This window comes from Rhodococcus sp. 15-649-2-2, from assembly GCF_002258645.1.
Classification (GTDB): Bacteria; Actinomycetota; Actinomycetes; order Mycobacteriales; family Mycobacteriaceae; genus Rhodococcoides.
In genome coordinates this window covers 209,378-236,165 of record NZ_NPFM01000031.1, presented here as the reverse complement: position 1 = coordinate 236,165, position 26,788 = coordinate 209,378, and the positions used below count along the sequence as shown (strand labels likewise).

The following is a 26,788-nucleotide window of genomic DNA, read 5'->3' as shown; positions in this document are numbered from 1 at the left end:
AAGTGAATGCGTGCAACAACAACCGGTGGGTCTCAGACGCCCCCGACCGGCACCGGTTTCGAAAACGGCTTCCCACTCTCGTCCGCCCAGCGGGGAATGTGGTTCGCTCAGCAGCTCGCCCCTGATGTTGCAGTCTGCATCGCCCAGTACGTCGACCTGCGAGGCAACCTCGACATAGCAGTGCTGCAGGAAGCGTCGGCTCAGGCCGGACACGAGTTCCAGTCCGCCTACCTCCGTCTGGCCGAAGTCGACGGAGAGGCCGTTCAGCTGGTCGATCACTCCATCGACCAATCCGTGAACTACCTGGACCTGCGCGGCGAAGACGATCCCATGGCCTCGGCGCTGCGCTGGATCGACCACAACTACGTGCAGCCGGTCGACATGGAGAACGATCCGCTGGTCGAGAGCTGGATCATTCAGGTCGAGGACGAGCGCAACCTCTGGTATAGCAAGATCCACCACGTGGCCCTGGACGGCTACGGTGCCATGACCCTCGTCAACCGCACCGCAGCGCTGTACACAGCCGCCGTCGAGCACTCCGAACCCGAGCCCAACAAGGCGGCCGAGTTGCGCCGTCTGTACGAGCTCGATCAGGAGTATCGGACGTCGACACGCTTCGAGTCCGACAAGGAATATTGGGTCGCCCGCGCCGCCGACATTCACGACGGAGCAACTCTGTCGAACACGGACGGCCGCACGATTGCCGCCAGCAAGTTGCGCAGCATCGCTCTGCCCGCCGACGTCGTCACCGCTCTCGAAGACTCCGACTCCACCAAGGGCGGAACCTCGGCCGCGGTGTTCATCGCCGCGTTCGGCTGCTACCTCTCGCGAATGACCGGACGAGACGACGTATTGGTCAACATTCCTGTGTCCGCCCGAACCACGGCGTTGCTCCGCCGATCCGGCGGAATGCTGGTCAACGTCGCACCGATTCCGATGCACGTCCGAGAGGACGCCACCGTCGGTGAACTGGTACAGCAGGTCCAGCTCGAGTTGATGGGCGCGCTTCGGCACCAGCGGTTCAGCATCGAGGACATCCGGCGCGAGCTGGCGGCCTCGGGCAGCGACAAGCAGCTCACCGGGCCGATGGTCAACATGATGCTGTTCCACCAGCAGATCAACCTCGGTTCCATTGTCGGCGAGTTCAACATCGTCACGTCGGGGCCGGTGGAGGACCTTCTGGTCAACGTGTACCAGAGTGGTTCACCTGCAAGAACATTCGTCGATTTCAGGGCCAACCCGAACCGATACGACGACGACGACCTCACGGCGCACCATTCGAGTTTCGTGGATATGGCCGAAGCATTCATTGCGGCCGCCCCCGATGTCGTTGTCGCCGAAGTACATCCGGACAGCGCCGACGAAGGCCGTCGACGCCGACGCGCCGCCGCTCAGCTCGCCTACTGGACGGATCGACTCTCCGATTCTCCGGACCTGATCGGCATCCCCACCGATCGAGTCCGTCCTTCGCGTATCGGCCATGTTCGCGCATCGCACGAAATCACCCTCGGATCCACGTCCTGGGCCGCAGTCGAACAACTGGCCGCCGACCGGTCGACAACGCCGTTCGTGGTGTTCGAATCCGTTCTCGCCGTGCTTCTTTCACGCCTTGCCAACACCGACGACGTCTCGATCGCCGTGCCCGCCGACAGCGGCGAAACCGTCGTTCTGCGGACCAACCCGAACGGACGGCAGTCTTTCGGCGACTTCGTCGCTTCGACCGAGGTCGATTTCGACGCTGCACTCGCACACGGTGACGTGTCGTTCGAAGACGTCGTCGACGCGCTCGGTCTGTCTCGGTCCGGCTCGCACAGCCCGTTGGCTCAGGTTGCGCTTCGATTCGGTCCCGCGGCTCTGCCGCACGACGGGGTCGACATGGATCTGGTCGTCACCGTCAACGAGTCCGATTCGGTCGGTGTCGTTTTCGATTACGCCACAGAACTGTTCGACGCCGCGAGCATGTCGCAATTCGGCCGCCGAGTGGTCCGGATTCTCGACGCGCTCACGGATGCACCCGAGCTGCTGATCGGGGACGTGGACATTCTGTCCGCGGCCGAGCGTGCTCGACTGGCTCCGGTTCGTGGTCCGCGGTCTGTGGTGGGTGTGGTGTTGCCGGAGTTGTTGGCTGGTGCAGTGGGTGTGGCTGGTGTCGGTGGTGTTGCGGTGGTGTCGGGTTCGCGGGTGCTTTCGTACGGTGAGTTGGATGCGGCGTCGTCGCGGTTGGCGCGGATGTTGATGTCGTGTGGTGTGGGTCCGGGGTCGTTCGTGGCGTTGGCGTTGTCGCGGTCGGTGGAGTCTGTGGTGGCGGTGTGGGCGGTGGCGAAGGCCGGTGGTGCGTTCTTGCCGGTGGATCCGAATTATCCGGTGGATCGGATCGAGCACATGTTGGTCGATTCGGGTGCTGTGGTGGGTGTGACGTTGGGTGCTCATGTGGGTGCGGTGTCGGGTGTGGGTGGGGTGTCGTGGGTGGTGCTCGATGATCCGGATGTGGTGGCGGATCTGGCGTTTCGGTCGGCTGCTCCGGTGTTGGATGCCGAGCGTTCGGGGGTGTTGCGTCTCGATGATGCGGCGTATCTGATTTATACGTCGGGGTCCACTGGTGTGCCCAAGGGTGTGGTGGTCACTCATCGTGGTGTGGGGAACTTGGCTGCTGAGGAGCGGGTTCGGTTCGGTGTGGGTCCGTCGTCTCGGGTGTTGGCGTTTGCCTCGCCGAGTTTCGATGCGTCGATTCTCGAGTTCGTGTTGGCGTTTTCGGGTGGGGCGACGATGGTGATTGCTCCGCCGTTGGTGTTCGGTGGGGTGGAGTTGGCGTCGTTGTTGGCGCAGGAGCGGGTCTCGCATGCGTTCGTGACGCCGGCGGCGTTGGCGTCGGTGGATCCGGTGGGGTTGGATTCGGTTCAGGTTGTGGTCACCGGTGGTGATGTGTGTGCGCCGGAGTTGGTGGCGCGGTGGGCGCCGGGTCGGCGGATGTTCAATGCGTACGGTCCGACGGAGGCGACGATTTTCTCGTCGATTTCGTCGGCGTTGGTGGTGGGGGAGTCTGTCGATATCGGTTCTCCGACTATCGGTTTCGCGGAGGTGGTGTTGGATGCGCGGTTGAATCCGGTGCCGGTGGGTGTGGTGGGTGAGTTGTATCTGGCGGGTCCGGCGTTGGCTCGTGGGTATCACGCTCGGTTGGGTTTGACGGCGGAGCGTTTCGTGGCCAATCCGTTCGGTGGTGCGGGTTCGCGGATGTATCGCACCGGTGATGTGGTGCGGTGGAATGCGTCGGGTGCGTTGGAGTATGTGGGGCGTAGCGATTTTCAGGTGAAGGTGCGTGGTTTCCGGATCGAGTTGGGTGAGATCGATTCGGTGTTGGCGGCTGTGCCGGGTGTCGATTTTGTGGTCACTGTGGGGCGTGAGAGTGCGGCCGGGGCGACGGTGTTGGTGTCGTATGTGTTGCCGGTGGCCGGGACGGTTCTGGATGCGGCGTCGTTGCGGGAGCATGTGGGGTCGGTGTTGCCGGCGCATATGGTGCCGTCGGCGTTGGTGATGCTCGAGTCGATTCCGTTGACTCCGGCAGGCAAACTCGACCGAAACGCACTACCCGAACCGGAACTCGGATCGCACGGTGCGTTCGAGGCCGCGCAGACGGAGTACGAAGCCGCTGTGGCAGCTGTCTTCTGCGACGTTCTCGAGGTCGATCGGGTCGGTGTGACCGACAGCTTCTTCGATCTCGGCGGAAACTCGCTGGTGGCAACGCGATTGATCGCGCGAGCAAATTCTGCCCTCGGAACCGATCTGAAAGTTCTCGACCTGTTCGAGGCATCGACGGTGCGCACACTGGCAGAACGTGCGGAGGCAAAGGGTGCCTCGTTGCACCGCCGCCCGGCACTCGTGGCTGTCGAACGACCCGAGTCCGTTCCGCTCTCTCTCGCTCAGCAGCGAATGTGGTTCATCAACCAGTTCGACGTGGCCTCGCCCGCGTACAACATTCCACTCACCGTCCGTTTGACGGGTCGCCTGGACGTCACCGCGATGTCCGCGGCCATCGGCGACGTGCTGTCGCGCCACGAATCTCTCCGGACGGTGTTTCCCACCGTGGGAGATCTGCCGAACCAGGTCATCACCCCGGTCGAGGACGTCACCGGACCCAACCTCCCACTCGACTTCGTCGAGGTCGACGCCGCGTCGGTAGACGCACTCGTCCGCACCTCTGCGACAACAGGATTCGACGTCACGGTCGATCTTCCATTCCGGGCCGTGCTGTATCGGACCGGCGCGGAAAGTTTTGTGCTCGCCATCGTGGTACACCACATTGCTGCCGACGGTGCCTCGATGGCACCGCTGGCGCGCGACGTCATGGTCGCCTACGGCGCCCGGTCTGCGGGATCGGCTCCGATGTGGGATCCCCTGGCCGTGCAGTATGCGGACTTCGCCTTGTGGCAACATGCCGTCCTCGGCAACGAGAACGACCCCACATCCGTGGCATCGCGGCAGATCGACTTCTGGCAGTCGGCACTGGCAGATCTACCCGACGTGTTGCCGATGCCGCTCGATCGACCACGGCCCATTCGGCAGTCGATGCGTGGCAGCGTCACCCCGTTCACCATTCCGGCCGATGTCGCCGCTCGATTGTCTTCGGTTGCGGCCGAACATGAGTCGACGCTGTTCATGGTGGTCCACTCCGCGCTCGCTTTGCTGCTCGCCCGGTTGAGCGGCACCCGCGACATCGCTATCGGAACCCCGATCGCTGGCCGAGGGGATGCAGCCCTCGACGATCTGGTCGGTATGTTCGTCGGCACGCTCGTGCTGCGTACACAGGTCGAACCGCACGCGACTTTCGGCGAGTTGTTGGCCGGTACCCGACGATCCGATCTCGCTGCCTTCGACAACACCGACATTCCGTTCGAGCGACTCGTCGATGTGCTCGATCCGGCGAGATCGACCGATCATTCACCGCTGTTCCAGGTTCTCCTCGAATTCCAGAACAACGCCGCGGCCACGCTGGAACTGCCCGATCTCACCGTCGAGTTCGAGGAAATCAGCACCGACACAGCGAAGTTCGACCTGCAACTGCGTGTCGATCAGAACCCCGCCGACGAGTCCGGTGCGTTGTCGGCCTCCTTCACCTACGCCACGGATCTGTTCGATCCCGACACCATCGATCGGTTCGTCGACCGCTTCCTGCGAATCGTCTCCACCATCGGCACATCGACGGACGTCCGGACCGGCGACATCGACATCCTCTCCGCCGCAGAACGGGAACTCGTTCTGTTCGAGTGGAACGACACCGCACGACTGATCGAATCGTCTTCGGTCCACCAGCAGATCCCGGCCGGAGATAGCGGCGTCACGCTGAGCAGCTTGTTCGACCGGCAGGTGCTTCGCAGTCCGTACTCGACCGCGCTGGTGTTCGAGGACGAGCGCATCACGTATCTCGAACTGGACGAGCGTGCCAATCAGCTCGCTCGGCACCTCATCTCGCTCGGCGTGGCTCCGGAATCCCACGTCGGCCTGGCAATGCGACGATCGATCGACCTGCTCGTGGGTATGTACGCCATCGTCAAGGCCGGCGGTGCATATGTTCCGATCGACCCGGACCATCCGGTCGAGCGGTCGTCCTACGTGCTGTCGAGTGCTCAACCGGTGTGCATTCTCACCACGAGCCGCGACTGGATCAACATTCCGGTGGCAACTCCCGTTCTCGCCGTGGATCTGTTGGACGTCTCCGATCGCGATCACTCGTCGGTCACCGATGCCGATCGACTGGGCAGCCTGGGTGGCTCGAACACCGCCTACGTGATCTACACCTCCGGTTCCACCGGCCGGCCCAAGGGCGTGGCAGTCACGCACTCCGCCATAGTGAATCGCCTGCTGTGGATGCAGCACGAGTATCGTCTCGAGCCGGCCGACACCGTTCTGCAGAAGACGCCCGCCACCTTCGACGTCTCGGTGTGGGAATTCTTCTGGCCACTTCAGGTGGGCGCCAAACTCGTGGTGGCAGAACCCGACGGACACCGCGACCCTGCGTACCTCTCCCGCATCATCGCCGACGAGCACATCACCACCGTGCACTTCGTACCGTCGATGCTCGCTGTGTTCGCTGCCGGTGCCCGGGCTGCGGAGTGCACATCGCTGCGGCTGGTCTTCTGCAGTGGCGAAGCACTTCCGCCTGCCACCGCGGCACAGTTCGCTCAGTTCTCCCTCGCGGAGTTGCACAATCTCTACGGTCCGACCGAAGCCGCAGTCGATGTCAGCTACTACCACGTGACCGGACGGGATCCGGTCTCCATCCCCATCGGCGCACCGGTGTGGAACACCCGGTTGTACGTGCTCGACGCGTCGTTGCGGCTGGCACCGATCGGCGCACCCGGCGAGCTGTATCTCGCGGGTGTCCAACTCGCACGCGGTTATGTAGGGCGCGGCGATCTGACTGCGGATCGCTTCGTCGCCGACCCGTTCGGGGAACCGGGTGAGCGGCTCTACCGCACAGGCGATCTGGTTCGCTGGCGCGCCGACGGTGAGCTCGAGTACATCGGCCGTACCGATTTTCAGGTCAAGTTGCGCGGCCTGCGCATCGAGCTGCCCGAGATCGAAGCCGTCCTGCTGCGGTCCGAGTCGGTCGCTCAAGCGATCGCATTGGTACACAAGGACCCGAACACCGGTGAGACGCTGGTTGCTTACGTCGTGGGCGCACACGGTGTTGCCGTCGACCCCACTGATCTGACGGCCGAGGCCGCGCGCCGGCTGCCGGCCTACATGGTGCCCTCGCATGTAGTGGTGCTCGATTCGCTGCCGGTCAACGCCAGCGGGAAGCTCGATCGAAAGGCGCTGCCTGCACCCGAGTTCACCGTCGCCGCTTCGGAATTCGTCGGTCCTGAGAACCCCGTCGAAGAAATCGTGGCCGGCATCTTCGCTGACCTGCTCGGCATTTCCCAGGTGGGCGTCACGTCGAGCTTCTTCGAGATCGGTGGCAACTCGCTGATCGCGATGCGATTGGTAGCGCGGGTCAATGCCGCACTCGGAAGCAATATCGGTATCCGGGATCTGTTCGACGCGCCCACCGTGCGCGCGTTGTCCGCTGGCATCGACATCCGCGAACACGACGCCGACGCGGCTCCGCGACTGGTTCCGCAGGAGCGGCCAGACGTAGTCCCGCTGTCGCTGGCGCAGCAACGAATGTGGTTCATCAATCAGTACGACACCGAGTCGGCTGCCTACAACGTCGCGTTCGCCATGCGACTGAGCGGTGCCCTCGACGTCGACGCGATGCGATCGGCCATCGGCGATGTGCTGACGCGGCACGAGTCTCTTCGCACGATGTTCCCGCTGTCCGACGACGGCCCTGTGCAATCGATTCTCGATGTGGCGTCGGCACTGCCGGATCTGACTCCGATCACGGCGGACGACGACCGGCATGTGCACGAACTGATCGGCGATGTCGCCGGCTCGGGCTTCGACGTGGTGGCGGACGTTCCGTTGCGCGTCCGATTGATCCGGGAGCGCGAGAACGAGCACGTACTCGTCATGGTGGTGCACCACATCTCCTCCGACGGCTTCTCCAGCGCCCCGCTGGCCCGCGATCTGATGGTGGCGTACAGCGCCCGTGCCGCAGGGCATGCGCCGAGCCAGGAACCGTTGCCGGTCCAGTACGCCGATTACGCACTGTGGCAGCGTCGATACCTCGGCACGGAGTCCGATCCCGAGTCTCTGATGGCACAGCAATCGACCTACTGGGTCGACACACTGTCCGGCAGCCCCGAGGTTCTGCCGCTGCCAACCGATCGCCCCCGCCCGGCGGTGGCGTCTCTGCGCGGCGACTCGGTCTCGTTCGAGATCGACGCGGCCATCCATGCTCGGCTCGCAACTGTTGCTGCCGAGCACAATTCGAGCTCGTTCATGATCGTGCACGCCGCATTGGCCGTCCTTCTCGCCCGACTGTCCGGCACCGAGGACATCTCGGTGGGAACGCCGATCTCGGGTCGAGGGGACGCTGCGCTCGACGAGCTCGTCGGTATGTTCGTCAATACGCTCGTGCTACGCACCCAGGTGCCGGGCTCCACTCGTTTCGAGGATCTCCTCTCGGACGTGCGTGCCACCGACCTTGCGGCGTTCACACACTCGGACATCCCGTTCGAGCGCGTCGTCGATGCGGTCGATCCCGCGAGATCGACCGCCCATGCGCCGTTGTTCCAGGTGATGCTCGAGTTCCAACACACCGACCGACCGACGGTGACGTTGCCCGGCCTGTCGATCGAGGGCATCGAACTGCCCAATCACATCTCCAATTTCGACCTGCAGTTGACGGTCTCGGAAGAATTCGACAAGTTCGGGGCACCGGTCGGCATCGATGCCGGTTTCCGCTACGCCACAGAACTGTTCGATGCCGACACGGTCCGAGTCCTCGCCGACCGCCTCGCGCGAATCCTCGATGTCGTGACGACGGACCCGTCCGTCCGGATCGGGGACATCGACATTCTGTCGAACGACGAATACGCCTCCCTGGCTCCGGTTCGTGGGCCGCGGTCTGTGGTGGGTGTGGTGTTGCCGGAGTTGTTGGCTGGTGCAGTGGGTGTGGCTGGTGTCGGTGGTGTTGCGGTGGTGTCGGGTTCGCGGGTGCTTTCGTACGGTGAGTTGGATGCGGCGTCGTCGCGGTTGGCGCGGATGTTGATGTCGTGTGGTGTGGGTCCGGGGTCGTTCGTGGCGTTGGCGTTGTCGCGGTCGGTGGAGTCTGTGGTGGCGGTGTGGGCGGTGGCGAAGGCCGGTGGTGCGTTCTTGCCGGTGGATCCGAATTATCCGGTGGATCGGATCGAGCACATGTTGGTCGATTCGGGTGCTGTGGTGGGTGTGACGTTGGGTGCTCATGTGGGTGCGGTGTCGGGTGTGGGTGGGGTGTCGTGGGTGGTGCTCGATGATCCGGATGTGGTGGCGGATCTGGCGTTTCGGTCGGCTGCTCCGGTGTTGGATGCCGAGCGTTCGGGGGTGTTGCGTCTCGATGATGCGGCGTATCTGATTTATACGTCGGGGTCCACTGGTGTGCCCAAGGGTGTGGTGGTCACTCATCGTGGTGTGGGGAACTTGGCTGCTGAGGAGCGGGTTCGGTTCGGTGTGGGTCCGTCGTCTCGGGTGTTGGCGTTTGCGTCGCCGAGTTTCGATGCGTCGATTCTCGAGTTCGTGTTGGCGTTTTCGGGTGGGGCGACGATGGTGATTGCTCCGCCGTTGGTGTTCGGTGGGGTGGAGTTGGCGTCGTTGTTGGCGCAGGAGCGGGTCTCGCATGCGTTCGTGACGCCGGCGGCGTTGGCGTCGGTGGATCCGGTGGGGTTGGATTCGGTTCAGGTTGTGGTCACCGGTGGTGATGTGTGTGCGCCGGAGTTGGTGGCGCGGTGGGCGCCGGGTCGGCGGATGTTCAATGCGTACGGTCCGACGGAGGCGACGATTTTCTCGTCGATTTCGTCGGCGTTGGTGGTGGGGGAGTCTGTCGATATCGGTTCTCCGACTATCGGTTTCGCGGAGGTGGTGTTGGATGCGCGGTTGAATCCGGTGCCGGTGGGTGTGGTGGGTGAGTTGTATCTGGCGGGTCCGGCGTTGGCTCGTGGGTATCACGCTCGGTTGGGTTTGACGGCGGAGCGTTTCGTGGCCAATCCGTTCGGTGGTGCGGGTTCGCGGATGTATCGCACCGGTGATGTGGTGCGGTGGAATGCGTCGGGTGCGTTGGAGTATGTGGGGCGTAGCGATTTTCAGGTGAAGGTGCGTGGTTTCCGGATCGAGTTGGGTGAGATCGATTCGGTGTTGGCGGCTGTGCCGGGTGTCGATTTTGTGGTCACTGTGGGGCGTGAGAGTGCGGCCGGGGCGACGGTGTTGGTGTCGTATGTGTTGCCGGTGGCCGGGACGGTTCTCGATGCGGCGTCGTTGCGGGAGCATGTGGGGTCGGTGTTGCCGGCGCATATGGTGCCATCGGCGTTGGTGATGCTCGAGTCGATTCCGTTGACTCCGGCAGGCAAACTCGACCGAAACGCACTACCCGAACCGGACTGGTCCGCTCAGGTCACCACGGGCGGCCGCGATGCCGACAATGCGGTCGAGAAGACGCTGGCCGGATTGTTCGCCGAGGTCCTGCGGCTGGACCGCGTCGGCGTCGACGATTCGTTCTTCGCGCTCGGCGGCGACAGCATCATGTCCATTCAGTTGGTCTCGCGCGCCAAGGCCGCCGGCCTCGCCCTCTCGCCGCGAGATGTGTTCGAGCACAAAACAGTTGCCGCGCTGGCCGAGGTGGTCGCAGCCGGTGACGGAACCGCAGCGCTCGTGCTCGAAGAACTGCCGGGCGGCGGTGTCGGAGACGTACCGCTGACCCCGATCGTGGCATGGATGCTCGATCGCACGGCAGTGCTCGACAAGCACACCCAGACCGCTGTCCTGACGCTTCCAGCGGACATCGAACTCGACGTTCTCGAAGCCACTGTCCAGACGGTTCTCGATCACCACGACATGCTTCGCGGTGTGCTGCATCGCGGTGAACACCCCGCGATGGAGGTTCTTCCCGTCGGATCGGTGTCCGCGCGGTCGGTTGTCCACCGAGTCTCGTCGACAACCGTTCACGGGGCGGAGTTCTCGGAGCAGGCCAGAACCGAGGCCGCGGCAGCAGTGGCCCGCTTGGCACCTGATTCCGGTGTCATGATCCAGATGGTGTGGTTCGACGCAGGCACCGAGGGAAGCCGTCTGCTCGTTGTCGCCCATCACCTGGTGATCGATGGTGTGTCCTGGCGGATTCTCGTTCCGGATCTCGCGTCGGCATGGGCCCAGATCATCGGCGGAAACACCCCGGAACTGGCTCCGGTCGGCACCTCGATGCGCCGTTGGTCTCACGGTTTGCGTGAGGTCACCGCGACCCGCGCCGACGAGCTGGAAATCTGGCGATCTGTTGTGGCGCAACCCGATCCGCTCATCGGATCCCGTGCACTCGATCGCGAGATCGACGTGTACCGGACCGTGGACAAGATCGAGACGACTCTGTCGACCGACGTCACCGAGGGACTGCTCACCGCACTGCCCGACGCGTTCCACGGCAGCGTCAACGACGGTCTTCTCGCAGCTTTGGCCCTTGCCACCGCCGTCTGGCGACGAGGTCGCGGCGTGGTCGTCGACGACGCGCTCATCTCCCTCGAGGGTCACGGTCGTGAGGACCACGTCGTGCCCGGCGCTGATCTCGGCCGCACCATCGGTTGGTTCACCACGATCTACCCGCTCAGATTGACCCTCGACGGTATCGATCTGGACGACGCTCTCGCGGGCGGCGCCGATGCAGCGCGCCTGATCAAATCGGTCAAGGAGCAGTTGCTGGCCGTTCCGGATCACGGCATCGGCTACGGCATGCTGCGATACCTGGACGAGACGGGTGCCGCTGCGCTTCGCGACTTCCCGGCTCCCCAGATCAGTTTCAACTACCTCGGGCGCTACAGCACCGACATTCCGGACGAGCTTCGCGGGCACGGCTGGTTGCCGGTCGACGATTCCGGTGTCGGTGATTCGCAGGACGACGATCTACCCGTCGCCGCTGTGCTCGACATCAACGCCGTCACCACGGCGACACCGACCGGCCCACGACTGGAAGCCTCGTTCGCGTTCCCGACAGGCGTTCTCGACGCGGCCGAGGTCGCAGAGCTGGTCGAACTGTGGCGACAGGCACTCACCGCGCTGACTCTGCTTGCACAGCGGCCCGGAGCCGGCGGTTTCACTCCGTCCGATCTCGAGCTGGTTCGGCTCGACCAGAGCTCGATCGACGACCTCGAACGCGTCTATCCGACACTGGACGACATCTGGTCGATGACGCCTCTCCAGGCCGGTCTGCTGTTCCACGCCGAGCTGTCGGATCAGTCCGTCGATGCCTACATCGTTCAACTCGTGTTGGAACTGCGCGGACACGTCGACGAAGCTCGGTTCCGACGGTCTGCTCAGGCGCTGCTGCGTAGACACGCCAACCTACGTACCGCCTTCGTGCACAACACCGACGGCGAGTCGATCCAGATCGTGCATCACGAGGTGGACGCACCGTGGTCGTCGATCGACCTCACCGGTCTGGACGTCGACGATCGGGCCGCCGAGCTCGAACGCATCGAACACGAGGACCGAGCCACCCGTTTCAACATGGCTCAGGCTCCGCTGTTGCGCTTCATGCTGATCACGGTGGCGCCGGGCGAGTGGCGTCTGGTGATGACCAACCACCACATTCTGCTCGACGGTTGGTCGACGCCGCTGCTGCTCAAGGACCTCTTGACTCTGTACGTGGTCGACGGCGACGAGACCGTGCTCCCGCGCGTCCCCGCCTACCGCGACTACCTGTCGTGGCTCGCAAAACGTGACCGTTCGTCGGCAACTGCGGCATGGACCGACGCGCTCGCAGGACTGTCCGAACCCACTCTGTTGACTCCGGTCGAAAGTCGGCGCCAGGAATCGACGTTGGCCGGCCGTGAGCTGATCTCGTTGGACACCGCACAGACCGACCGACTGCGGGCCGTCGCCCGAGCACGCGGCGTGACGATGAACTCCATGGTGCAGGCGTCGTGGGCCATGGTTCTCGGCACCTTGACCGGACGCTCCGACGTGGTGTTCGGTGCGACCGTGTCCGGACGACCGCCCGAGGTGTCCGATATCGAGTCGATGGTCGGCTTGTTCATCAACACCCTGCCGGTCAGGATCGTGCTCGATCCATCCGAGACACTCGGTGAATACCTCGATCGGGTGCAGGCCGAGCAGGCTGCTCTGCTCGATCACCACTACCTCGGACTCACCGACATTCAGCGCGCCGTGGGACCGGCCGTCGCCTTCGACACCCTGACGGTGTTCGAGTCCTACCCGATGGACCGTGCAGGACTGTCGGCCGAGACCGACCTCGCCGGCATGCACGTCCACGACGTCCACGACGGCAGCGACACGGCGCAGTATCCACTGACTCTGGTCGCGATGGTCGACGACCGCCTGCACATCGAAGCCAAGTATCTGCCAGAACTGTTCGAGGACAGCGTCGTTCGAGCGACGATCGACAGGATCGTCCGGGTACTGGAGGCCATTGCCACCGATACCGATCGGCGCGTCGGATCGCTGTCACTGCTGTCCGAGGACGAACTGGGTCGACTGGCCCCGGTTCACGGCCCGGCGTCGTCGGGTGTTCGTCTGCTCCCCGAGATCTTCACCGGTGCAGCGGCGACGAACACCGACGGCCTCGCTCTGTGGAGCGGGGACGGCAGCCTCGGCTACGCCGAGCTGGACGCGCGGTCCTCCGCTCTTGCCCGCGCGCTCATCGCCCGCGGTGCCGGACCGGAAACTGTTGTCGCACTGGCTCTACCGCGCTCCATCGATTCTGTTCTCGGTATCTGGGCGGTCGCCAAGACGGGCGCGGCATTCCTGCCCATCGATCCGAGCTACCCCCGCGATCGCGTCGAGCACATGTTGGTCGACTCGGGTGCCTCCATCGGCCTCACACTCGCCACGCACGTCCCCGCTGTCGACGGTCTCGGCTCGGCCCGGTGGACCGTCCTCGATCAGGACGAGACACGTGCCGAGCTAGCCGATCTCTCGACCACCCCGGTGCGCGACGACGACCGAACGCGTCCGATGCACGTCGATCAGGTCGCCTACTTGATCTACACGTCGGGCTCGACCGGTGTGCCCAAGGGCGTCACCGTCACCCATCGCGGTCTTGCGAATTTGGCAGAGGAAGAGCGAAGCCGTTTCGAGGTGACTCCCGATGCTCGAGTTCTGGCTTTCGCTTCGCCGAGCTTCGATGCCTCCATCCTCGAACTGGTCATGGTCTTCTCCGGCGCTGCGACAATGGTCATCGCACCGACCTCGGTCTACGGCGGCACCGAGCTGGCCGCACTGCTCGCCGAGCAGAACGTGACGCACGCGTTCGTCACGCCTGCCGCACTGGCATCGGTCGACCCCGAAGGCCTCACCGAGCTGCGCGTCGTCGCCACCGGTGGAGACGTGTGTCCGCCCGAGCTGGTGGCTCGCTGGGCTCCGGGTCGTCTGATGTTCGATGCGTACGGACCCACCGAAGCGACCATCTTCTCGTCGATCAGCGATCCGCTGAGCGTCGATTCCTCTATCGACATCGGTTCGCCGACAATCGGTTTCAGCGAGGTCGTTCTCGACACACGGCTGCATCCCGTTCCGGTCGGAGTTGCGGGAGAGCTGTATCTCGCCGGGCCCGCGCTTGCCCGGGGCTACCATTCCCGATTCGGTCTGACAGCAGACCGATTCGTTGCAAATCCCTTCGCCGAGCCGGGTGCGCGGATGTACCGCACCGGAGATGTCGTGCGGTGGACCGAATCCGGGACACTCGAGTACGTCGGGCGCAGCGACTTCCAGGTCAAGGTGCGTGGGTTCCGTATCGAACTGGGCGAGATCGACGCTGTTCTGACCGACGATCCGACGGTCGAATTCGCCACTACGGTCGGAGTCGACGGTCCGGCGGGAAACACGATTCTGGTCGCCTATGTTCTCCCGCGACCGGGTCGGCAGATCGACGCCGCCGCCTTGCGGACCCATGTGTCGAGTTCGCTTCCCACGCACATGATCCCGACGGCCTTCGTCGCGCTGGAGTCGATTCCGTTGACCCCTGCCGGCAAGCTGGATCGAAAAGCACTGCCTGCTCCCGATCTCCATCTCGGAAGCGATTCACGTGCTCCCCGAACCGAGACGGAGCGGATCATCGCCGACATATTCGGCGAGGTGCTCGGAATCGAGGCAGTCGGTATCGATTCGAGCTTCTTCGATCTGGGCGGCGACTCCCTCAGCGCGACCAGACTCACCGCGCGAGTCAACACTGCCCTGGACACTGCGATCAGTGTGCGTGCCCTGTTCGAGGCTCCCACTGTCGAGTCGCTCGCAGAGCGCGTGGACAGCAACCCGCTCGGCACGGTTCGCCGCCCCGCACTCGTCGCGAAGCCGCGGCCGAGTTCGATTCCGTTGTCCTTGGCTCAGCAACGGATGTGGTTCATCAACCAGTTCGACGTGACGTCGGCGGCGTACAACATCCCGCTCGCGGTTCGTCTGACCGGTCGTCTCGATATCGCTGCGATGAGCGCGGCCGTCGGCGACGTTCTGGAACGACACGAGTCGCTGCGCACGGTGTTCCCCACCCAGGGAGAGCGACCCGAGCAGAAGATTCTCGACGTCCGGACTGCATCGACGGAGCTCGACGTCGTCGATCTCGACGCCGGCGAGGTCGTGGCGGCCGTGTCGGCAGCTGCGGCACAGGGATTCGACGTCTCGACCGAGCTGCCCTTCCGCGCGGTTCTGTACCGGTTGGCACCGGACGAGTTCGTGCTCTCGATCGTCGTGCATCACATCGCCGCCGACGGAGCGTCCATGGCACCACTGGCGCGAGACGTGATGGTGGCCTACGGAGCCCATGCCGCAGCCACAGTTCCGATGTGGGTACCGCTCGAGGTTCAGTACGCCGACTTCGCGATATGGCAGCGCGATGTTCTCGGCGACGAGTCCGATCCGTCGTCACTCGCCGCACAGCAGCTGGACTTCTGGAAAACCGCCCTGGCGGACCTGCCCGAGGTTCTCCCGCTGCCGTTGGATCATCCCCGCCCGGCCCGTCAATCGTTGCGCGGCAACAGCGTTCGTTTCGAGATCGACCGCGACACCCATGCATCACTGGTCGACGTCGCACGCGCCAACGAGGCAACCGTCTTCATGGCCGTACATGCGGCATGGTCGGTCCTGATGGCGCGACTGAGCGGCACCGAGGACATCGCGGTCGGTACCCCCATCGCAGGCCGCGGCGACGCCGCACTCGACGATCTGGTCGGCATGTTCGTGGGTACGCTCGTTCTGCGCACCGACGTGGCACCGCAGCTCTCGTTCACCGACCTGCTCCGTGCCACGCGCACAGCCGATCTGGCTGCGTTCGACAACACCGACGTCCCGTTCGAGCGGTTGGTCGACGTACTCGACCCGACGCGTTCGACCGACCACTCGCCGCTGTTCCAGGTACTGCTCGAATTCCAGAACAACACCTCGGCGACGCTCGAGCTGCCGGACCTGTCCGTCCGAGCCGTGGACATCGACGCACACGTGGCGAAGTTCGATCTACAGCTGACCGTTGCGGAGAACTTCGACGAGACCGGTGCGCCGTCCGGGATGACCGCAGCGATCACGTACGCGGTCGATTTGTTCGAGGAATCGTCCGTCCAGGAGTTCTCCGCACGCTTCGGTGCCGTTCTCGATGCAGTCACTGCCGATCCTGACAGGGCCGTAGGCGACATCGATCTGCTTCTCACCGGCGAACTCGATGCGATGACGCACGAGTGGAACCACGCGGGTCTCGAGGCAGACGACTCGACCTTGGCCGACCGATTCGCCGCTGCTGCAGCACGATTCCCGAATTCGCGTGCCGTCGTCTTCGGCGATCGATCGATGACCTACGCCGAGCTGGACGACCGTTCGAGCCGCCTGGCCCGCGTTCTCGTCGATCGCGGCGTGACGTCCGAATCGCTCGTTGCAGTCGCAATGCCACGTGACGAGCAGCTGATCGTGGCGCTGCTCGCCGTGATCAAATCCGGCGGCGGGTATCTGCCGATCGACGTCTCCTACCCAGCTGACCGACTCGCGTTCATGCTCGAGGACGCCTCGCCTGTCTGCGTCATCTCCACCCTGGCCGACAGCACTGCGGTTCCGGCCTCCGACGTCGATGTTCTCCTGGTCGATTCGCCGGAACTGATCGCCGAGTTGAACGACGTCTCCGGCGCTCCGCTGACCGATGCGGACCGCTCGGGCAGGACCGGTGCAGATTCGATCGCGTACGTCATCTACACCTCGGGTAGTACCGGCCGTCCCAAGGGCGTCCAGATCGCGCACCGCAATGTGGCGACACTGTTTGCGAACACCGCGGATCTGTTCGATTTCGACAGCCGCGATGTCTGGACGATGTTCCACTCGTACGCGTTCGACTTCTCGGTGTGGGAGCTGTGGGGCCCGTTGCTGCACGGCGGAGCCCTCGTCGTCGTCGATTACTACACGGCACGTTCGCCGGAGCTGTTCCGCGAGTTGCTGGTGCGCGAGAAGGTCACGGTGCTCAACCAGACACCGACGGCGTTCTACCAGTTCGCTGAGGCCGACAGGGTTGCCACCGCTGCCGTGGGAGCTGCCGATGACTCGGCAGACCTCTCTCTGCGTTACGTCATCTTCGGCGGTGAGGCACTCGATCTCGGACAGTTGGGCCGTTGGTATGCCCGACACGACGAGTCCGCGCCGACCCTGGTGAACATGTACGGCATCACCGAGACGACGGTCCACGTGAGCCACCTGGCCCTGACCGAGGAGTTCGCCGCCTCGGCGTCCGCCAGCGTCATCGGTCAGGCGATCCCGGCCCTGAACGTTGCCGTTCTCGACGCGCGTCTGAAGCCTGTGCCACCCGGCGTGACCGGCGAAATGTACGTCTCCGGGGCACAGCTCTCGCGCGGCTACCTCGGACGGGCCGGCCTGTCGGCAACCCGTTTCGTGGCTGATCCCTCCGGTCGGGCCGGACACCGGATGTACCGCACCGGTGACACTGCGCGATGGAACCGCGACGGGGCGCTCGAATACCTGGGCCGCAGTGACATGCAGGTACAGCTGCACGGGTTCCGCATCGAACTCGGTGAGATCGAAAGCGCTCTGCTCGCATTCGACGGTGTCGCGGCCTCCGTGGTCTCGGTACGAGACGACGGATTCGGTGACCGATTGATCGGCTACGTCGTTGCCGAGTCCGGTCGAACCCTCGACCATTCCGCCGTTCTCGATTTCGTGGGCACCACGCTGACGTCCTACATGGTGCCTGCCGCGCTGATCGTGCTGGACGAGCTCCCCCTCACCGCCAACGGCAAGCTCGATCGACGCGCCTTGCCGGCACCGGACTTCTCGGCGAATGTCACCGAAAGCCGCTTGCCTGCAACAGAAGTCGAGTCCATTCTCGCCGGCCTGTTCGCAGACGTGCTCGGACTCGACACCGTCGGCGTCGACGATTCGTTCTTCGCACTCGGCGGCGACAGCATCATGTCGATTCAGCTGGTCTCCCGCGCCAAGGCGGCCGGCCTGGTGCTGGCTCCACGCGACATCTTCGAGCGCAAGACCGTGGCCGCGCTGGCCGAGGTGGTCGTTCTCGGAGGCGACGTCGTCGTGCTGGAGGAACTCGACGGCGGGGGAGTCGGCCCACTACCCCTGACACCGGTCGTTCGATGGATGTTGGATCGCAGCACCGACTTCGGTCGCTACACCCAGACCGCTCTGCTTCAGCTCCCTGTCGGTATCGACACCACCACGCTCGAGCGCACAGTCCAGGCCGTGCTCGATCGTCACGACATGCTGCGGTCGCGTCTGTTCCAGGACTCGGACGGCACGTGGCACGAGGAAGTCTCTCCGATCGGGACCGTGTCCGCCGCGTCGGTCATCCATGCCGTCTCGGTCGATTCCGTGGACGGTGCCGAGTTCTCCTCCCGCGCCGCAACCGAACTCGACGCCGCAGCGGATCGACTGATCCCCGCCGACGGGGTCATGGTCCAGATGGTGTGGTTCCAGGGCCCGAACGGATCCGGTCGACTTCTCGTCGTCGCACATCACCTCGTCATCGACGGCGTGTCCTGGCGCATCCTCGTTCCGGATCTGGCCACGGCATGGAGCCAGATCGTCGCGGGCGACGAGCCTGTGCTGGCACCGGTCGGCACGTCGATGCGGCGCTGGTCGACCGGATTGACCGAGGTCACCGCAAGCCGCGCAGGCGAGCTCGGGTTGTGGCGACGCATCCTCGACAGCGAAGATCCGACCATCGGCTCGCGTCCGCTGGACAAGCGGGTGGACGTCGACGCCACCGTGCAGCGCATTCGCACATCGCTGCCGGTCGAGGTCACCGAGCGACTGCTCACGACTGTGCCGAATGTCTTCCGGGGCAGCGTCAACGACGGCCTGCTGGCCGGGTTGGCTCTCGCGCTCACGGCATGGCGTCGCGAACGGGGAGCCGCTGTCCGCAGTGCGCTGATCACGCTCGAAGGCCATGGCCGTGAAGACGCCGTGGTTCCCGGAGCCGATCTCGGCAGAACCGTCGGCTGGTTCACCACGATCTTCCCGGTGCGCCTCGACCTCGGTTCCGTCGACATCGCCGACGCGTTGTCCGGCGGAGACTCCGCAGGCACGCTGATCAAGGCCGTCAAAGAGCAGCTGCTCGAGATCCCCGATCACGGCATCGGCTACGGCATGCTCCGGTACCTCGATCCCGCAGGAACCGAAGCTCTGTCCGATCACGCCGCTCCGCAGGTCAGTTTCAACTACCTCGGGCGCTTCTCGACCGGTTCGTCCGAGGGCATGGAAGACGTGGGCTGGATTCCCGTGGCCGACGCCGAACTGGGCGACGCGCAGAACCCGGACATGCCCGTGCCGGCCGCGTTGGACATCAATGCCGTCACGACGTCGACACCCGCCGGCCCGCAGCTGGACGCCACCTTCGCGTTCCCGTCCGGGATCCTCGGTGCCGACGAGGTCGATCGACTGATCGAGCTCTGGACGCAGGCACTCACCGCGATCACCGAGCACGCCTCGGCCGACGGTGCGGGTGGTCTCACTCCGTCCGATCTCGAGCTGGTCGACATAGATCAGAGGTCCATCGAGGTACTGGAGAACAGATTCCCGGACCTGGACGACGTGTGGTCGATGTCGCCGCTGCAGGCTGGTTTGCTCTTCCACGCGCGCCTCGCGGGCGAGGTCGGCAGCGACTCTGCGGGCGTCGACGCATACATGGTGCAACTCGGCCTCGAGTTGCGTGGCACCGTCGATTCCGAGCGGATGCACGCCGCAGTCGACAAGCTCGTCTCACGTCATCCGAATCTGCGGGCAGCGTTCGTCCACAACAGCTCCGGCGAATCTCTGCAGATCGTGCAGAGTTCGGTCACGGTTCCGTGGGCCGAGATCGATCTGCGCGGTGAAGCCGATGTCGAGGCTGCACTGGAAGGAGTCCTCGAAGCCGATCGCGGTGTTCGGTTCGAGATGGACTCCGCGCCGCTGCTTCGATTCACGCTCATCACCCTCGCCGACGATCATTGGCGACTGCTGCTGACCAACCACCACATTCTGCTGGACGGGTGGTCGACGCCGCTGGTCGTCAAGGAACTCATCACGCTGTACGTCACCGAGTCCGACGACTCGATGCTGCCGCGGGTGCCCGCGTACCGGGACTACCTGACATGGATGCGGCAACGCGACGTCTCGATCTCGACCGCGCAGTGGGTCAGTGCGATGGCGGGCGTCGAGGAGCCTACGCTGCTGGTCACCGGCGATCGAGGGCGGCAATTGTCCACGGTCTCTCGCGAATCCGAACGCTCGTTGTCGATCGAGACCACCGCTGCCCTACGCGATTTCGCGGCGCGCCGCGGGTCGACTCTCAACACGCTCGTCCAGACCGCGTGGGGCGTCGTGCTCGCGACACTGACCGGCCGAGACGACGTCGTGTTCGGTGCCACCGTGTCGGGACGTCCACCCGAGGTCCCAGGTATCGAAGGCATGATCGGGCTGTTCATCAACACGCTGCCCGTTCGGGTCACGCTCGATCCGAGCGAGACGCTGGGCGCTCTGGTCGATCGTGTTCAGTCCGAGCAGGCGTCGTTGCTGGACCACCACTACCTCGGACTGACCGACATCCAGCGTGCGGCTGGTGCCGGGGTCGCATTCGACACGCTGACGGTGTTCGAGTCGTACCCGGTCGATCGCGCCGGTGCCTCTGCGGCAACGGATTTCGCCGGTATGCAGGTGACCGACATTCTGGGGACCGACGCCGCACACTATCCGCTGACTCTGGTCTCGTCCGTGGACGAGCGCCTGAATCTGAAGGCCAAGTACCTGCCCGAACTTTTCGATGTCGAGGACGTCGACGCCATCGTCGACCGAGTCGAGCGGGTGCTCGGCGCAGTGCTGGCAGACGAGCAGCAGCCTCTGGCCCGACTCAGCCTGCTCGATCAGGCCGAATTCGGCTCCCTGGCACCGGTATTCGGAATCGAAGGCCGCTCCACGCGTTTGTTGCCGGAGATCTTCTCCGACGCCGCAGCCATCGATCCGGACGCCATCGCGCTGCGCAGCGTGGACGGAGAGCTGACGTACCGGGAGCTGGACCGACGGTCGAACAGACTCGCTCGGATCCTGCTGAGCCACGGCGTGCACACCGAGACGTTCGTCGCGCTCGGTATCGCGCGGTCCATCGAATCCGTTCTGACGGTGTGGGCGGTCGCCAAGTCCGGTGCCGCGTTCGTTCCGGTCGACCCGAACTACCCCGCCGATCGCATCGAGCACATGCTGGCGGACTCGGGCGCGAGTTTCGGCGTCACCACCCGTGCCCATCTCGACGACCTGCCCTCGACCGTGGCATGGATCATTCTGGACGATCTCGCCACGGACGGCCCGAACGGCGTAGGCGACGAGCCGATAGCCGACAGCGAACGTCACGGTCGCATCACTCTGGACAGTGCTGCGTACACGATCTACACGTCGGGTTCGACGGGCGTTCCGAAGGGCGTCGTGGTCACCCACTCCGGCCTCGACAACTTCGCGACCGAGCAGCGCGAGCGCTACGGCGTCTCGAAAAAATCACGGACACTGCATGTTTCGTCGCCGAGCTTCGATGCCTCCGTGCTCGAATATCTGCTCGCATTCGGTGCCGGAGCAACCGTGGTGATCGTGCCACCGACGGTGTACGGCGGCGAGGAGCTCGCGTCGTTGTTGGCATCGGAGGCAGTGACTCACGGATTCATCACTCCGTCTGCCCTCGCGTCGGTGGACCCAACAGGTCTCGACACGTTCGCCGACGTCGTCGTCGGCGGCGAGGCCGTTCCGGCCGAGTTGGTCGGCAAGTGGGCCCCCGGGCGCAACCTGTACAACGGGTACGGACCGACCGAGGCCACGATCATGTCCAACATCAGTGCACCGATGGTCGCCGGCGAGCCGGTGTCGATCGGTGGGCCGGTGCGCGGCGTGCACGAGGTGGTCCTGAACTCACGGCTGCAGCCGGTTCCTGTCGGTGTTGCAGGAGAGCTGTACCTCGCCGGTGTCGGTCTGGCCCGCGGCTACCACGACCGAATGGGCCTGACGGCAGAGCGATTCGTCGCCGATCCGTTCGGTGCACCCGGTTCGAGGATGTATCGCACCGGAGACGTGGTGCGGTGGTCACCGGATCTGACCGTCGAGTACGTCGGTCGGAGCGACTCCCAGGTCAAGGTTCGCGGCTTCCGCATCGAACTCGGCGAAATCGACGCGGCGCTCTCCACGCATCCTGCGGTGGACTTCGCGGCGACCTTCGGCACTCCGGGGCCTTCGGGGGCGACGGTGCTCGTTGCCTACGTGCGTCTGGCAGGGGAGGCAGTCGACACCTTCGACACCGCTGTGCTGCGCGATCATCTCGCCGCTGCGCTGCCCTCTCACATGGTTCCGAGCGCCATCGTCGTGCTCGAGACCATTCCGCTCACCCCCGTGGGCAAGCTCGATCGCGCTGCCCTGCCGATACCGGAGTTCGGTGCGGCAACGTCGTACCGCGAGCCGACCACCCCTGCCGAGCTGACCGTCGCTGCGGTGTTCGCCGAGATCCTCGACATCGACCGAGTCGGTGCCGACGACAGCTTCTTCGAGCTGGGGGGCGACTCGCTCAGCGCAACTCGGGTGATCGCGCGTGTCAACGCCGAATTCGGTACTGCGATCGGCGTTCGCACGATCTTCGAGACGCCGACGGTGTCGGGTCTGGCGAACGCGGTCGGTACTGCCGACACCCGATCGCATCGTCCGGCCCTCGTCGCAGTTCAGCGTCCCGAGCACATTCCACTCTCGCTCGCTCAGCAACGTATGTGGTTCATCAACCGGTTCGACACCTCGTCGGCGGCATACAACGTGCCGCTGGTCGTCAAACTGACCGGGCAGCTCGACACTGCGGCACTGGCCGCCGCGGTCGTCGACGTTCTCGAACGCCATGAGTCGCTACGCACGACCTTCCCCGAGGGTCCGCAATTCCCGGTGCAGCTGGTGCATCCGGCCGGCGATGTAGCACCGACGGTCGAATCCGAACGAATCGATGCCGGGGTACTGACCGATCGCGTGGCCCTGTTGGCGGGTCGAGGGTTCGACGTCACCACCGAGATCCCGGTGCATGTCGAGCTGTTCCAGGTGCTCGACACGACCGATGCGGCGGCGGACGATCAGGTCTTCGTTCTCGCCATGGTGGTGCACCACATCGCAGCCGACGGCGCATCGATGGCACCGCTGGCGCGCGACGTCGTACTCGCATACTCGGCTCGCAGTGCAGGGCGCGCGCCGGATTGGCGGCCGCTACCGGTGCAGTACGCCGATTACACGCTCTGGCAGCGTTCGTTGCTCGGCGACGAAAAGGACGAGTCGAGCGTGGCTGCGGCCCAGCTGAAGTACTGGACGACAACGCTCGCAGGACTGCCGGATCTGTTGCCGTTGCCCACCGATCGCCCTCGGCCCACCACTCAGGATTTCCGGGGTGGCCGGGTGCGATTCACCGTCGACGCCGAGATACACCGGGCACTCGTCGAGGTGACCCGCGAGCAGAACGTCAGTATGTTCATGGTGCTGCACGCCGCGTTCGCCGTGGTGTTGGCACGACTGAGCGGTACCGACGACATCGCGATCACCACCCCGGTGGCAGGGCGCGGCGACGCGGGACTGGACGACCTCGTCGGGATGTTCGTCAACACGTTGGTGTTGCGCAGCCGGGTCGTCGACTCCACCTCGTTCGTGGATCTGCTCACCCAGGTGAAGGCACAAGATCTCGATGCCTTCGATCACACCGAGATGCCGTTCGAGCGCATCGTCGAGGTGCTCAATCCCACCCGGTCGACGGCGTACGCTCCGCTTTCACAGGTGGCGCTGTCGTTCCAGAACAACGAGAAGGCGTCACTCGAGCTCCCCAACCTACGGGTGGAGGGCTTCGATTTCGACGTACCCGTCGCCAAGCAGGATCTGCAACTCCTGGTGTCCGAGAATTTCGGGGACGACGGGCGACCGGCCGGCTTCGAGGCAGCGTTCGATTACGCCACATCACTGTTCGACGCAGCCACCGTCGACGCCATCGCGGCGCGTCTGGTTCGCGTGCTCGACGCCGTCGGGAACGATCGACTCACAGCGGTGGGGGATATCGATATTCTCGGTGCCGACGAGAAGCAGGCTTTGGCACCGGCCCGCGGTTCGGCGGACGTCGCGCTGCGGACATGGCCGGAAATGCTCGCCGCGTCGGTGGCACTCGACCCGTACGCGGTCGCCGTCACCTATCGAGGCGTGAGCCTGTCCTACGCCGACCTCGACAGCTGGTCCAACCGCATTGCTCGGATGCTCATCGACTACGGCGTCGGCCCGGAAACGTTCGTCGCCCTGGCACTGCCTCGGTCGATCGAATCGGTCCTGTCGGTGTGGGCGGTCGCCAAGACCGGCGCAGCTTTCTTGCCGGTCGACCCCAACTACCCGTCCGACCGCATCGCGCACATGCTCGAAGATTCCCGCGCTGCAATGGGATTGACCGATATCGACAGTAGGGAGTCGCTACCCGACACCGTGCCGTGGCTCGTGTTGGACGATCCCGAGACGTCCTCGGAACTGTCTCGTTATCCCGTGGATGCCGTCACCGACTCGGAGCGCACGGCGACGCTGCACCTCGACCACCCGGCATATTTGATCTACACGTCGGGTTCGACGGGTCGGCCGAAGGGCGTCGCGGTGCGACACCGAGGCATGGCCAACTTGCAGGCCGAGGTGATCGAGCGATTCCGACCCACCCGAGATTCGCGGGTGTCTCACATCGCTTCGCCGAGTTTCGACGCGTCGGTGTACGAGCTGACGATGGCATTCGGCGTCGGTGCCACGGTCGTGATCGTGCCGCCGGGTACGTTCGGCGGCAGCGAACTTGCCGACCTGCTCGAGTCCGAACACGTCACGCACGCATTCCTGACACCGGCGGCGTTGTCGTCGATCGACGAGACCCGCCTCGGCACTGTCCGCGTCCTTGCAGTCGGCGGCGAGGCCTGTACTCCGGAACTGGTGGCGAAATGGGCACCTGGCCGCAAGATGTTCAACGGCTACGGTCCGACCGAGACCACTATCCAAGCGAGTGTCGGTGGCCCGTTGGTGCCCGGCGGCACGGTGGACGTCGGCAGCCCTGGGACCGGATTCCGGTTCCTGGTGCTCGACGCACGCCTGCGACCGGTCCCGGCAGGTGTGTCAGGCGAGCTGTACATTGCCGGCCCAGGCACTGCACGTGGGTACCTACGGCGATTCGGACTGACGGCCGAGCGGTTCGTAGCCGACCCGTTCGGTACTCCGGGCGAGCGGATGTACCGCACCGGCGACGTCGTGCGCTGGGGGAGTACCGGTGCTGTCGAATTCGTCGGACGCAGCGACTTCCAGGTCAAGGTGCGCGGCTTCCGAATCGAACTCGGTGAGATCGACTCCGCCCTCACCGAGCACGAACAGGTCGGATTTGCCGCCACGATAGGACACACCGCGGCGTCCGGGGACACGGTGCTCGTGTCGTATGTCCTGGCGGCAGACGGCGAGACGGTCGACACCGAGGCGCTGCGAGATCGAGTAGCCAAAGTGCTTCCACGCCACATGGTTCCGTCGGCGATCATCGAGCTCGACGACATTCCGCTCACCCCGGTGGGCAAGCTCGATCGTCGGGCATTGCCGATACCGGAGCTGACGGTCTCGACAACTCCGTACCGAGCACCGAGTACCGACGTGGAGGCTGCCATCGCCGACGCCTTTGCTCAGGTTCTCGGAGTCGAGCGTGTCGGTATGGACGACAACTTCTTCGAGCTCGGCGGCACCTCGCTGGTGGCCACGAAGATCGTGCCGGCCATCGAAGGCGCCATCGGAGTACGAGTGCCGCTGCAAGCGTTGTTCGTCGACCCCACACCGGCCGGGCTGGCCGCACGGGTTGCGTCCGACGCCGATGCCGCCGATGCCGCGGGTGCCGATCTCGATTCGGTATTCGGAGTGATGATTCCGCTGCGTGGTACCGGGGCGAAGGCACCGCTGTTCTGCGTCCACCCGGGAATCGGGCTCTCGTGGGGATACGCCGGTATCGTCTCGAAATTGACCGACGACCGTCCCGTGTACGGCCTGCAGCTGCCGAGCATCGTGGAAGGTACTACGTTCGGTTCGATTCGTGACCTCGCGCACCGATACGCCGACGAGATCCGCACTGTCCAGCCGGTCGGTCCGTACCACCTGCTCGGTTGGTCGCTGGGCGGCTCGCTCGCTCACGCGATCGCTGTGGAATTGCGCAGCACCGGCAGCGAAGTTCGCACACTCGCGTTGCTGGACAGCTACGTCGACGGCCACGACGACGACAACCTCGACGGAGCGTTGAGCGTCGAGAATCTGCTCGGAGGCCTGGGTCTCGACCTGACGGCGCAGCCGTCGGCCGAGCCGCTGACCTACGAGCGGGGCGTGGAACTGCTGGACGAATCCTTGGGTCAGACGACCGGCGTGACTGCCGATCATCTGCGAAGAATCAACGCAGGATTCGAGAATTCGACAAGAATCATGGCCGAGTTCGTGCCGGACGTCTTCGACGGAGATGTTTTGTTCTTTTCCGCAACGAAGGGTGCGAGCGACGGAATTGTCAGATCACCGCAGGAATGGCGACCGTACGTGACAGGGGATATCGTCATCCACGACGTCGAGGTTTTCCACAACGAGATGACAAATGCCGATGCGGCCGATGTAATCGGGCCGATCGTCGATTCTCATCTGGGTAATACAGCTGAATAACGTT

Annotated in this window: 1 protein-coding gene; it reads left to right on the top strand. The window is 64.6% G+C overall.

The annotated features are described in order from the left end of the window. Positions 1-6: 6 nt before the first annotated feature. A complete protein-coding gene (locus tag CH305_RS21860; protein WP_094704885.1) occupies positions 7-26,784 on the top strand; it encodes a non-ribosomal peptide synthetase in 26,778 nt (8,925 codons plus the stop codon). Positions 26,785-26,788 lie beyond the last annotated feature (4 nt).

What these genes read in the sequence shown, in the direction of transcription:
- CH305_RS21860 (WP_094704885.1), top strand. Translation starts at nt 7, where the DNA reads ATGCGTGCAACAACAACCGGTGGGTCTCAGACGCCCCCGACCGGCACC.